Below are 12323 nucleotides of genomic sequence, written 5' to 3'. Positions count from 1 at the left end.
AGCCGGTCGATCCTCGCGGGAGCGCCCCGGATCGAGCAGTGCAGCCTCGGCTGCGTACAGCCGTCGTGGTCAGCCTGCGCATCCGGCGGCCGGGACCGCGATCGGCGCGGCAGCCCGTCCCACCGTCCTCCCCGGAGACGCGGGGATACCCGCCGTTCACCGGAGCGTTGCACGGCCGCACTAGCGTCCCTCCGTGCCCGACATCGCCGATGACGCCCTCCGTCCCACTCCCGAGCTGCTCCGCACGCTCACGCCCGCCGACGCGCGGGACCTCGTCGTGCTGGACGAGGACGACGACGATCCGGTGCTCCTGCGCCGCGACGGCACGCAGATCGACACCTGGCGCGAGGGCTACCCCTACGACGAGCGGATGTCGCGCGAGGAGTACGAGGCGGGCAAGCGCCTCCTCCAGATCGAACTGCTGAAGCTGCAGAACTGGATCAAGAAGCACGGGCGCCGGCTCGTGGTCGTGTTCGAGGGGCGCGACGCCGCGGGCAAGGGCGGCACCATCAAGCGCTTCACCGAGCACCTCAACCCGCGCGGAGCCCGCGTGGTCGCGCTCGAGAAGCCGACCGAGCGCGAGGCCGGTCAGTGGTACTTCCAGCGCTACGTCTCGCACCTGCCGGCCGCCGGCGAGATCGTCCTCTTCGACCGCTCCTGGTACAACCGGGCCGGCGTGGAGCGCGTGATGGGCTTCTGCACCCCGGCGCAGTACGACGAGTTCATCCGCCAGACGCCGCTGTTCGAGCGGATGCTCGTCGGCGACGGCATCGACCTGGTGAAGCTGTGGTTCTCGGTCTCGGCGGAGGAGCAGCGCACCCGGTTCACGATCCGCATGATCGACCCCGTGCGCCAGTGGAAGCTCTCGCCGATGGACCTCGCCTCGCTCGACAAGTGGGGCGACTACACCGCGGCCAAGGAGGCGATGATGGCGGCGACCGACACCGCCGACGCTCCCTGGACCATCGTGAAGAGCAACGACAAGAAGCGCGCCCGGCTCGAGGCCATGCGCTATGTCCTGAGCCTCTACGACTACGACGGACGCGACGAGGAGGTCGTGGGCCCGCTGGGTCCGGACCCGCTGATCGTCGGATCGGCCGCGGACGTGTACGAGCGCGGCGAGCACGCCGCGACGAGCTGACCGGGGGGACGGACATGGGGGAGTCGGGGATCGGCGCGGAGCTGCCGGGGGTGCACCTGCGCTGGCTGGCGCTCGACGAGCAGACGCTGGACGCCGAGCGGCTGCTGCCGCTGCTGAGCGACGAGGAGCGCGAGCGCTACGCCGGCACGGTCGCCGCGTCGGCGGCCGAGCGCTTCGTCTTCGGGCGGGTGCTCCTGCGGATGCTCGCGGCCGAGCTCACGGGGACGCGCGCGTCGGAGGTCCGGGTCGTCGCCTGCTGCCCGCGCTGCGGGGGCGCGCACGGCCGGCCGCGGCTGGAGGGACGCGGGATCGCGCTCGAGCTGCTGTCGGTGAGCATCGCGCACTGCTCGGGCGCCGTCGTGGTCGCGGCGAGCAGCGCCGGTGCGGTCGGCGTCGATGTGGAGCCGACGCTGGGCACGCCCGAGCGCGGGGAGCGGATCACGCGCATCGCCGGGGCGCCCTTCGCCACGGGCGGGATGCGCCCCGCCGACCCCGTCCTGCACTGGACCCGGATCGAGGCCGCGCTGAAGGCGGACGGCCGCGGGCTCGAGCTCGACCCGCGCCGGGTGCACGTGCACGAGTCGCACCACGCGGCGGAGGCGCGGATCGACGGCGTCCGCTTCCGGCTGGCCGAGCCGCAGCTGGACCCCGCGCTGCGGGTCAGCGTCGCCCTCGGGCCGATGGGGGACGCGGGCGCCGGGCCCATCATCGGCTGGCGGCGCGAGCACGGCGACGCGCTCGCGGACTCGCTGGTGTCAGCGCCGGGACGGTAGCGGCGGCAGCTCCTCGTCGAGGAGCCAGGTGTCGAGCAGGTCGTCCACGCCCTCGCCGAGGACCTCGGTGCAGAGCTCGCGGAACTCCTCGTCGGTGACGGCGGCGGAGGCGTAGCGGGACGTCCACTCCCGCAGTAGCCGGAGGAAGGGCTCGTCGCCGACGGTGAGCCGCAGCGCGTGCAGGGTGAGCGCGCCGCGCTTGTAGACGCGGTCGTCGAAGAGTGCGACCGGCCCCGGATCGGCGAGCACGAGATCCTGCGCCGCAGCCCGCAGCACCGCGTGGTGGCGGCGGGCGCAGGCGTCGGCGGTGGCGCGGCCCGACTCCTCCGACCACAGCCACTCCGCGTAGCAGGCGAACCCCTCGTTGAGCCAGATGTGGCGCCACCGGGCGATGCCCACGCTGTTGCCGAACCACTGGTGCGCGAGCTCGTGAGCGATGAGGCGCTCCGAGCCGCCGCGGCCGTCGGCGTGGTTGGCGCCGAACACCGCCATCGCCTGCGCCTCGAGCGGGATCTCCAGCTCGTCCGCCGTGACGACGACGCAGTAGCGGGCGAAGGGGTAGGGCCCGAACAGCCGCGTGAACAGGGCGAGCATGCGCTCGAGCGGAGCGAAGTCGTGCGCGACCCGAGCGGCCAGGGCGGCGGGGCGGGCGAGGGTCACCGCGACCCCGGCGAGCACGCGCTCCTCGATCGCGTAGCGGCCGATCTGCACCGAGGCGAGGTACGCGGCGCTGGGCTCGCGCTGCTCGTAGAGCCAGGTGCGGCGGCCGGAGCGGGCGCTCGAGTCGACGAGCACCCCGTTCGCGAGCACGGCGTAGCCCTCCTCGGCGGTGACGCGCAGGCGGTACGGAGCCTTCTCGGCGACGTCGTCGTTGCAGGGGAACCAGGTGGAGGAGCCGGAGGGCTGCGAGGCGACGAGCACCCCGTCCTCCAGCTCCTCCCAGCCGAGCTCGCCCCAGTGGCTGGCGCGGGGGGCGGGGTGGCCGCTGTACTCGATCTCGACGTCGACGCTCTCGCCGGCGGCCAGCGGCTCGGCGGGGGACACCCGCAGCTTGTGCGGCGCCTGCTCGTGGCGGGCGCGGCGTCCGTCGATCCGGACACGGGCCACGCGGAGCCGGGAGAGGTCGAGGGAGAACCGCCGGAGCGGCTGCAGCGCGACGATCCGCAGCACGGCCCGGCCGGCCAGGCGGTTGGAGGCGACGCGGTAGTCGAGGTCGAGGTCGTAGGCCTCGACGCGGTAGCCGGTGTTCCCGATGCCGGGGACGTAGGGGTCGCCGGCGGTCTCGAGCCCGGTCAGCGCGGGGCTCACGCGACGGGCGCGTGGTAGTCGGCGACGCGCACCTCGCGCCACGGGCCGATCGGGTTGCCGCTCCAGCGGCTGCCCGCGGGCACGAGCTCCCCCCGCATGACGAGCGAGGCCGGGCCGACCGTGCCGTGCTCGGCGATCCGCGCGGCGGGGAGGATCACGCTGTGCGGGCCCAGGGTGGCGCCGGCGTCGAGGCTCACGAGATCCATGCTCATGATTCGATCATGGAACAGGTGCGTCTGCACGACGCAGCCCCGGTTCACGGTCGCTCCGTCGCCGAGCGAGATCAGATCGGCCTCGGGGAGCCAGTAGCTCTCGCACCAGACGCCGCGTCCGATCCGGGCGCCGAGGCTCCGCAGCCACCAGACCAGCGCCGGAGTGCCCGCGGCGGCGTGGGCGAACCAGGGCGCGGCGACCATCTCGGTGAAGGCGTCGGCCAGCTCGCTCCGCCAGACGAACGAGGACCACAGCGGCTGCTCGCTCGGCTCGACCCGCTGGATCAGGATCCACTTCGCGGCGGTGGAGACGGCCGCGGCGACCGCCCCGGCGGCCAGCAGCACGACGCCTCCCACGAGCGCGGCGAGCACCGCCCCGAGCGTCTGGATCAGCGCGAGCAGTCCGGCGACCACGCCGAGGCCGATCGCGACCGAGACGACCACCGGGACGAAGCGGCCGAGCTCCCACGCGATGCGGGCCGCGCGGAGTCGGCGGGCCGGGCGGAAGGTGCGCGCCGACTCCGCCTCGACGACGGTGCGCCGCAGCCGCACGGGCGGTGAGCCGAGCCACGACGAGCCCGCCTTCGACTTCCGGGGCGCGGAGGAGAGGACGGCGACGAGTCCGCCGGCGGGCACGGTGTGACCGGGAGCGGCCATGCCGGAGTTGCCGAGGAACGCGCGCTCGCCGATCTCGGCGCGGGCGAGCCGCATCCAGCCGCCGCCGAGCGCGTAGGAGGCGACGAGCGTGTCGTCGGCGAGGAACGCGCCGTCGCGGATGGTCGTCATCGCGGGCAGGAGCAGCACCGTCGAGGCCTCGACGTCGCGTCCGACCTTCGCGCCGAGGAGCCGCAGCCAGACCGGGGTGAACAGGCCCGAGTAGAGCGGGAAGAGCAGGACCCGCGCGGAGTCGAGCAGCCGCTCCGTCGACCAGACCTGCCAGCCGATCCGACCGCGCACGGGGTGGGTGCCCGGCTCGACGCCCCGGCCGAGCAGGCGCACCAGGACGACGACGAGGGCGGCGAGGACGACTCCGGAGACGGCGACGGCGGGCACGAGGGCGGCGAGAGCGGGCCCGAGCGCGGCGCCGAGGCCGGCCGAGCCGCGCACGGCGGCGGCCACGACGGCGAGCCCGGCCGCGAGGGCGAGGACCGGGACCGCTGCGAGGCCGACCGCGGACGCTCCGTACGCCCAGACCCAGCCCGGGCGGCGCGCCGGGCGCTCCGAGGGGAACCCGGCGTTCGCCCTGCCGAGCCGCTGGGCGGGGGATCCTCCCCAGCGCTGCCCGGCCGGCACCCGCCCGAAGACGGCCGATCCCGGCTCGATCTGCGCGTGCTTGCCGATCCGGGCGCCGGGGAGGAGCGTGCTGCGCGCGCCCACCGTGCTGCCCGCGCCGACCCGGACGGCGCCGACGCGCAGGACGTCGCCGTCGATCCAGTAGCCGGAGAGGTCGACCTCGGGCTCGATCGCGGCGCCGCGCCCGAGCGTGAGCATCCCGGTCAGAGGAGGGAGGGAGTGCAGGTCGACGTCGTCGGCGATGCGGGCACCGAGCGCGCGGGCGTAGTAGGCGACCCAGGGCGCGCCCGCCAGGCTCACGGCCTTGAGCTGGAACGCGATCTGCTCCGCCAGCCAGAGCCGGAGGTGCACGCTCCCGCCGCGCGGGTGGTCTCCGGCTCGGATCCCGCGCAGCAGGGTGCGCGCGGCGAGGACGGTGAGCCCCATCCGCCCGAACGGCGTGAGGAAGAGCGCGAACGCGGGGATCAGCGCGGCGAGCGGAGCGGTGGGCAGCCAGCCGAACCCCGGCACCAGGTCGAGCACCGCGGTGACGCTGAGGATCGCAGTGATCCAGCGGGCGCTGCCGAGCACGAGCAGTGGTGCGCCGAGGAGGGTCTGCAGCACGCGCATCCTGAGGGGGACCGGCGCGATGCGGTGAGCGGACACCTCCGCAGTGCCGGTCGAGCGGCTCTGGATCTCGGCGGCCATCGCCGCGAGACGCGGGTGGGCGTAGACGTCGGCGACCGTGAACTCGGGGTCGCGCTCGCGGATCCGCGCGACCAGCTGGGCGGCGGCGAGGGAGCCGCCGCCGAGGTCGAAGAAGTTCGCCCGCTCGTCGACCGGCACGCCGAGCACGTCGCGCCAGAGGGCGGCGAGCCACGCCTCCTCGGGGTCGAGGGAGGCGTCCTCGGTCGTGCCCACGGCGAGCGGCCAGGGGAGTGCGGCGCGGTCGACCTTGCCGGAGACGCGGGTCGGCAGCTCCTCGACCACGGCCAGCAGCGGCACGAGGGATGCGGGCAGCTCCTCACGCAGGCGGGCGAGCGCCGCGTCGCGGTCGAGCTCCCGGCCGCCGGCGAGGGCCAGGTAGCCGACGAGGACCTGGTTGCCGGCCGCCGTGGTGCGGACCGCGGCCGCCGCCCCCGAGACTCCGGGGAGCGCCTGCAGCGCCGCCTCGACCTCGCCGAGCTCGATCCGCCGACCGCCGAGCTTCACCTGGTCGTCCGCGCGCCCCTGGAAGACGAGGCCGGCGCTCTCGAAGCGCACCAGGTCGCCGGAGCGGTAGGCCCGCTCCCAGCCCAGGAGCGGTGCCGGCGCGTACTTCTCGGCGTCCTTGACCGGGTCGAGGTAGCGCGCGAGCCCGACCCCGCCGATGACCAGCTCGCCGACCTCGCCCTCGCCGACCCGCTGTCCGTCCGCGTCCACGACGGCGAGCCGCCAGCCGTCCAGCGGCAGCCCGATGCGCACCGGGGGAGGCCCGCCGAGGGGCGCGGCGCAGGCGACGACGGTGGCCTCGGTCGGCCCGTAGGTGTTCCAGACCTCGCGGCCCTCGACGGCCAGGCGCTCGCCGAGCTCCGGCGGGCACGCCTCGCCGCCGAAGATCAGCAGGCGGACGTTCTCGAGCGACTCCGCGGGCCAGAGCGCCGCGAGGGTCGGCACGGTCGAGACCACGGTGATGCCGTGCGTGGTCAGCCAGGGGCCGAGGTCCATGCCGCTGCGGACCAGCGAGCGGGGAGCGGGGACGAGACAGGCGCCGTGCCGCCAGGCGAGCCACATCTCCTCGCAGGACGCGTCGAACGCGACCGAGAGACCGGCCAGCACCCGGTCCCCGGGGCCGAGCGGCTCCGCCTGGAGGAACAGGCGCGCCTCGGCGTCGACGAAGGCGGCGGCGGAGCGGTGGCTGACCGCCACTCCCTTGGGGGTTCCGGTGGAGCCGGAGGTGAAGATGATCCAGGCGTCGTCCTCGAGCGAGGGCGGCTGCAGCAGCGGGATCGACGCCGTGCTCGGGTGCGGCGCGCTCGCGGTGAACAGGCGTGCGGCCGGCTCGTCGGCGCCGGTGCGCTCGAAGCGGCCGGAGCCGGTGATCACGCCGCGGACGGCGGCCTCGCCGAAGACGAGGCGCGCCCGCTCCTCGGGGTCGTCCGCGTCCACCGGGACGTACGCGGCTCCCGCGGCGAGGACGGCCAGGATCGCGAGGTAGAGCTCGCGGGAGCCGCTGGGCATGCGGATCCCGACGCGGTCGCCGCGTCGGACCCCGGCGGCGGTGAGCTCGCCCGCGAGCTGCACCGTGCGGGCCAGCAGCTCCCGGTAGCTGAGCGCGCCGGCCGGGTCCTCCAGGGCGGAGGCGTCCGGGTGGCGCTCCGCGGTGTCGCGGAGGACGTCGACCAGCGTGCGGGGAGGCGGGGTGGCCGCTCCGGCGTCGAGCACGTCCTGGGGGCCGGCCGTCTCGGTCACGTCTCGTCTCCGTCCCGGCCGCGCGATCGGGAGCGCGGCGGCCGGGGCGACACCGTAGGGAGGCGGGGTGACGCGGAGGTGAACAGGCGGGGTCGGCCCGCCCGGCTCAGTGCGCCATCGGGAGCGGCGCGTCCGACTCCGCCGGGCGGCGGACGAAGAACGCGGCCACGATCGCGACCGTCGCGATCGACGCGCCCCACAGGAACGCGGAGTGGATGCCGCCGGCGTAGGAGGCGACCTCGTCGGCTCCGCCCTGCGCGAGCTCCGCCGACCGGATCGAGAGGACGGTGACGAACAGCGCCGTGCCCGCCGCGCCGCCCAGCTGCTGCACGGTGCCGATGATCGCGCTGCCGTGCGAGTAGAGCGAGGGGCGCACCGAGCCGAGGCCGGCGGTGAACAGCGGCGTGAAGACGAAGGCGAGGCCCAGGCTGAGGGTGACGTGCAGCGAGAGGACGAACCAGGGCGACGAGTCCGCCGCGAGCAGGGTGTACCCCCACAGTGCGCCGGCGACGACGATCGAGCCGGGCACGAGCAGCACGCGCGGGCCGAAGCGGTCGTAGCCGCGGCCGACGAACGGCGCGAGCAGGCCCATCAGCAGGCCGCCGGGGAGCAGGAGCAGCCCGGTCTCCAGCGGAGTCAGGCCCAGCACGTTCTGCGTGTAGAGGGGCAGCAGGATCAGCGTGCCGAAGAGCGCCGACATGCTGACCGCCATCATCGCGATGACGATGGTGAAGTTCGCGGAGGAGAAGGTCCGGAGGTCCAGCAGGGCCCGGTCGGTGCGCTGCAGCAGCAGCTGGCGCGCGATGAAGCCCGCGAGGCCGAGGCCCGCGACGACGAACGGGATCCACGGCGCGACGACAGCGCCTCCGCCCTCGCCGAGGCTCGACAGTCCGTAGACGAGGCCGCCGAAGCCGAAGACCGAGAGGACCACCGAGAGCGAGTCGATCGGGATGGAGCGGGGCTCGGTGACATTCTCGACCTTGCGCAGGCCCAGGAGCAGCGCGCCGATCGCGATCGGCAGCACGATCCAGAACATCCAGCGCCAGCCGAGGAAGTTGAGGATGACGCCCGAGATCGTCGGTCCGACGGCCGGAGCCACCGAGATGACGATCGAGATGTTGCCCATCATCCGGCCGCGGATCGCCGGGGGTACCAGCGTCATCACGGTCGTCATCAGCAGCGGCATCATGATGGCCGTGCCGCCGGCCTGCACCACGCGGGCCGCCAGGAGGACCGCGAAGGTCGGGGCGAGCGCGGCGGTGAGGGTGCCGAGGCTGAAGAGGATCATCGCGGCGGCGAAGAGCGTGCGGGTGTGCAGCCGCTGGATCAGGTAGCCCGTGATCGGGATGACGACGGCCATCGTGAGCATGAAGGCGGTCGAGAGCCACTGGCCCACGTGCGCCTCGACGTCGAAGTCGCGCATGAGGTCGGGCAGCGCCACGCTCATGATCGTCTCGTTGAGGATCACGACGAACGCCGACACCAGCAGGAGGCTGATGACCAGGCGGCTGCGCGGCTCGAGGGTCGTGGCGGCGGCGGGTGCGGCGGGCCGCGCGGCGGGAAGGGTGCTGCGCTCGGTCACAGGTGTTCTCCGGTCGTGAGGGGATCGGTGTGAGGGGCGCATCGACGGCTCGACTCGCGGGCGCGGATGCGGGGTACGGAGGGAGAACAGCGGCGGACGCCCCGGACATTCCCGATCGACGGGGATCCGCTGCGAGAGGTCTCAGGTGAGGACCGCGGAGAGCGCGGAGGACGCGGCCTCGGCCTCCTCGAGCGTGGCGCCCTCGCCGAAGCTGAACCGCACGGCGGTCCGGGCGACGTCGGGGTCGAGGCCGAGGGCCAGCAGCGCGGGCGAGGGCTCGTCGCGCCCGGCGGCGCACGCCGAGCCGCTCGAGACGACGACGCCGCGCTCCTCCAGCTCGAGGAGCGTCGACTCGCCGCTGCGCCCGGGGACGGCGTAGGCGGCGATCGAGGGGAGCCGGTGCGCCGCGGAGCCCAGCGGCACGGCCCGGGGCGCCAGGGCCGCGACCCGTTCGGCGAACGCGTCCCGGACCGCTCCGACCCGTGCCGTGCGGTCCGGATCGAGCAGGCGCACCGCGGTGCCGAGCGCGACCGCGAAGGCCACGTTCTCGGTGCCCGAGCGCCGCTCCCGCTCCTGGCCGCCGCCGTGCAGCAGGGGCTCGAACGGGAGCCGGCTGCGCAGCAGCAGCGCCCCCACGCCCTTCGGCGCCCCGAGCTTGTGCCCCGAGACCGAGACCGCGTCGGCGCCCCAGCCCGCGACGTCCAGCCAGCCGGCGGCCTGGACGGCGTCCACGTGCAGCGGCACGCCCCGCGATCGGCAGAGCGCCGCGATCGCCGGAACGTCCTGCACCGTCCCGATCTCGTTGCTCGCCGCGAGCACCGAGACCAGTGCGGTTTCCGGCCGGACCAGCGCGGCGAGCGCGTCGAGGTCGAGCAGGCCGGTCGCGTCGACGGGGGCCGTCGACACCTCGAAGCCGTGCAGGCGCCGGAGGTGGTCGGCCGACTCGACGGTCGCCTCGTGCTCGAGCGCCGAGATCACCAGGTGCCGTCCGCGCGGCGATCCCAGCGCGAGGCCCTTGACCGCCGTGTTGATCGACTCCGTGCCGCCGGAGGTGAAGAGCGTCTCGGAGGCGCGGCCGCCGAGGAAGCGGGCCACGTGAGCGCGCGCCGCCTCGAGCGCGCGCGCCGCGGCGTCGCCGAGCGAGTGGCTGCTCGACGGGTTGCCGTACTCCGCGGTGAGGAACGGCCACATGGCCTCCAGCACCTCGCGGCGCACGGGCGAGGTCGCGGCGTGGTCGAGGTAGATCACTCGACCGCGATGTCCAGGCCGAGGTCGAGCGAGCGGACGCTGTGGGTGAGCGCGCCGACGGAGATCACGTCGACTCCCGCCTCCGCGATCGCGCGCACGGTCGTGAGGTCGACGCCGCCGCTCGCCTCGACCACGGCCCGCCCGCCGATGAGGGCGACGCCCTGGCGGAGCAGCTCGGGGGTGAAGTTGTCGAGCATGATCGTGTCCGCGCCTCCCGCCAGCGCGGGCTCGATCTGGTCGAGCCGGTCGACCTCGACCTCGAGGTGCGCCGTGTGCGGGATCGAGGCGCGCGCCGCCCGCAGGGCCGCGGTCAGGTCGATCCCGCGCGCGGCGAGCACCGCGAGGTGGTTGTCCTTCGCCAGCACCGCGTCCGAGAGCGAGAAGCGGTGGTTGCGGCCGCCGCCGCTGCGGACGGCGTGCCTCTCGAGCGCGCGCAGGCCCGGCGTGGTCTTGCGGGTGTCGACGATGCGGGCGCGCGTCCCCTCCACCGCGGCGACGTACTGCGCCGTCAGGGTGGCGATGCCGCTCATCCGCTGCACGAGGTTGAGCGCGACCCGCTCGCCGCGGAGCACGCCGCCCGCGGGGCCCTCGATCCGGGCGAGGGTCTGCCCGGCCTCGAAGACCGCGCCGTCCTCCACGAGCACCGAGCAGCGGATCCGGGAGTCGACCTGCCGCATCGTGCCGACGAGGACCGCGCCGCCGCTGAAGACGCCGGGCTCGCGGGCCACGAGGGCGGCGCTCGCGGTGGCGTCCGCGGGGAGGAGGGTGTCGGAGGTCAGGTCGCCCCAGGGCGCGTCCTCCTCGAGGGCGAGGGTGACGACGCGGTCGATGCTCTGGCGGGTCAGCACGGAAGGGCCGCCTCTCTGGTGGGGGCGGCGGCGCTCGCCGTCGCGGAGTCGGGGGAGTCGATGCGGTGGTGGGCGCCGACGGAGTGCGTGCGCGCGAGCGCGGCGTCGATGAGAGCGAGGGCGCAGGTCAGCAGGTTCGCGTCCTCGAGCGTCCTCAGTCCGAGCGGAGCGGGCGAGGCGGAGGCGACGAGCGCGCCGCGCGCCGCTGTGAGCCCCGCCGCGTCCCGGGAGAGGCCGGCTCCCGCCCACATCGCGTCCTGGAGAGCGGTGCGGTCGAGCGTCATCGGGACGACGGCGCGGGGAGGGGCGACCGGGCCCCCGCTCCAGGAGAGGGAGTCGAGGGCGAGCGCCGCGCGACGCGCGAACACGACGCCCTCGAGCAGGCTGTTGGAGGCGAGGCGGTTCGCGCCGTGGACGCCGGTGCGGGCGACCTCGCCGACCGCGAGCAGCCCGGGGAGGCTGGTGCGCCCGTCCAGGTCGGTCGCGATCCCGCCCATCCAGTAGTGCGCGGCCGGAGTCACGGGCAGCAGGTCGTCGGCGAGCGAGAGCCCGTTCTCGCGGCAGGCCGCCGAGATCGTCGGGAACCTCTTCGCCAGCACCTCGGGGTCGATCGCCCGGGCGTCCAGGTGCACGGGCAGTCCGCCCTGCAGCCGCATCCGCTCCGCGATCGCGCGCGCCACGACGTCGCGCGGCGCCAGCTCGGCCTCGGGGTGCACCCCGGCCAGGAACCGCTCGCCGGCGGCGTCGCGCAGCACCGCGCCCTCGCCGCGCACCGCCTCCGAGACGAGGAAGCCGCCCGGCAGCGCGAGCGTGGTCGGGTGGAACTGGTAGAACTCCAGGTCCGCCGTCTCCGCTCCCGCCCGCAGGGCGGCGGCGAGCCCGTCCCCGGTCGCGACGGACGGATTGGTGGTGTGCCGGTAGAGCTGCCCGGCGCCTCCGGTGGCCAGCACGACCGCGTCAGCCGCCAGGCGCTCGAGCACGCCGTCGTGCAGGACGTCGGCGCCCGTGACCGAGCCGCCCTCCCGCACGAGGTCGACCAGGGCGGCGTGCTCGCGCACCTCGACGGACGAGGCCCGCACCGCCGCCACGAGAGCGGCCTCGATCGCGGCGCCCGTCGCGTCGCCGCCGGCGTGCAGGATCCGCGGACGCGAGTGGGCGCCCTCGAGTCCCCGCGCCAGCTCGCCGCCCTCGCGGTCGAAGCCGACGCCCCACTCCTGCAGCACCGCAACCGCCTCCGGCCCCTCGGCGCAGAGCACCTCGACCGCCGAGCGCACGGCGAGGCCCGCACCGGCGGTGAGCGTGTCCTCCACGTGCAGCGCCACGGAGTCGCCCGGCGCCGTGACCGCGGCGATCCCGCCCTGCGCGGCGCGCGTCGACGACTCCGCCAGCGCGCCCTTGGTGACGAGCAGCACCTCGTGGCGGCGCTGCGCCGTCAGCGCGGCGACCAGCCCGGCGATGCCGCTGCCGACGACGACGACCCGCGCCATG

General features: G+C 75.2%; 8 protein-coding genes. 2 read left to right on the top strand and 6 right to left on the bottom strand.

Annotation, left to right across the window (positions count from 1 at the left end):
• Positions 1–280 precede the first annotated feature (280 nt).
• Together ppk2 and C5C74_RS12745 are read left to right on the top strand one after the other, a co-directional pair.
• Complete coding sequence (gene ppk2 / locus C5C74_RS12750) at positions 281–1141, top strand: polyphosphate kinase 2 (RefSeq protein WP_244229668.1); 861 nt, start codon at positions 281–283, stop codon at positions 1139–1141.
• A gap of 14 nt (positions 1142–1155) precedes the next feature.
• A complete protein-coding gene (locus C5C74_RS12745) occupies positions 1156–1914 on the top strand; it encodes a 4'-phosphopantetheinyl transferase superfamily protein (protein ID WP_104246618.1) in 759 nt (252 codons plus the stop codon).
• Here the strand turns inward: C5C74_RS12745 and C5C74_RS12740 are convergent.
• From C5C74_RS12740 to nadB, 6 genes are all read right to left on the bottom strand, one after another.
• On the bottom strand, positions 1897–3222 hold the full coding sequence (locus C5C74_RS12740; RefSeq protein WP_258064169.1) for a M1 family metallopeptidase: 1326 nt from the start codon (positions 3220–3222) through the stop codon (positions 1897–1899). The two genes, C5C74_RS12745 and C5C74_RS12740, sit on opposite strands and share 18 nt — an antisense overlap.
• Entirely contained in the window at positions 3219–7157 is a 3939-nt protein-coding gene (locus tag C5C74_RS12735) for a Pls/PosA family non-ribosomal peptide synthetase (protein WP_181134704.1), read from the bottom strand. Before C5C74_RS12735 ends, C5C74_RS12740 begins: the two co-directional genes overlap by 4 nt.
• Positions 7158–7263: 106 nt before the next feature.
• Positions 7264–8781 (bottom strand): MDR family MFS transporter, encoded by a 1518-nt coding sequence (locus C5C74_RS12730; RefSeq protein ID WP_104246616.1) that lies wholly within the window; start codon positions 8779–8781, stop codon positions 7264–7266.
• Positions 8782–8880: 99 nt separating this feature from the next.
• The gene (locus tag C5C74_RS12725; RefSeq protein WP_104351652.1) at positions 8881–9987 is read right to left on the bottom strand and encodes a cysteine desulfurase family protein; all 1107 of its coding nucleotides are present in this window, start codon (positions 9985–9987) and stop codon (positions 8881–8883) included.
• The gene (gene nadC / locus C5C74_RS12720; RefSeq protein WP_104237538.1) at positions 9984–10835 is read right to left on the bottom strand and encodes a carboxylating nicotinate-nucleotide diphosphorylase; all 852 of its coding nucleotides are present in this window, start codon (positions 10833–10835) and stop codon (positions 9984–9986) included. Before nadC ends, C5C74_RS12725 begins: the two co-directional genes overlap by 4 nt.
• A complete protein-coding gene (gene nadB, locus C5C74_RS12715) occupies positions 10829–12322 on the bottom strand; it encodes an L-aspartate oxidase (RefSeq protein WP_104351651.1) in 1494 nt (497 codons plus the stop codon). The genes nadC and nadB overlap by 7 nt, the downstream gene beginning before the upstream one ends.
• Position 12323 lies beyond the last annotated feature (1 nt).

The sequence above is a fragment of the Rathayibacter sp. AY1E8 genome (assembly GCF_002931415.1).
Lineage (GTDB): Bacteria > Actinomycetota > Actinomycetes > Actinomycetales > Microbacteriaceae > Rathayibacter.
Note: the sequence above shows the minus strand (reverse complement) of the source record. Positions and strands in the feature narration are given on the sequence as shown.

Coding starts and splice junctions, on each gene's coding strand:
- C5C74_RS12745 (WP_104246618.1), top strand. CDS start 1,156: ATGGGGGAGTCGGGGATCGGCGCGGAGCTGCCGGGGGTGCACCTGCGC.
- C5C74_RS12730 (WP_104246616.1), bottom strand. CDS start 8,781: ATGCGCCCCTCACACCGATCCCCTCACGACCGGAGAACACCTGTGACC.
- nadB (WP_104351651.1), bottom strand. CDS start 12,322: ATGGCGCGGGTCGTCGTCGTCGGCAGCGGCATCGCCGGGCTGGTCGCC.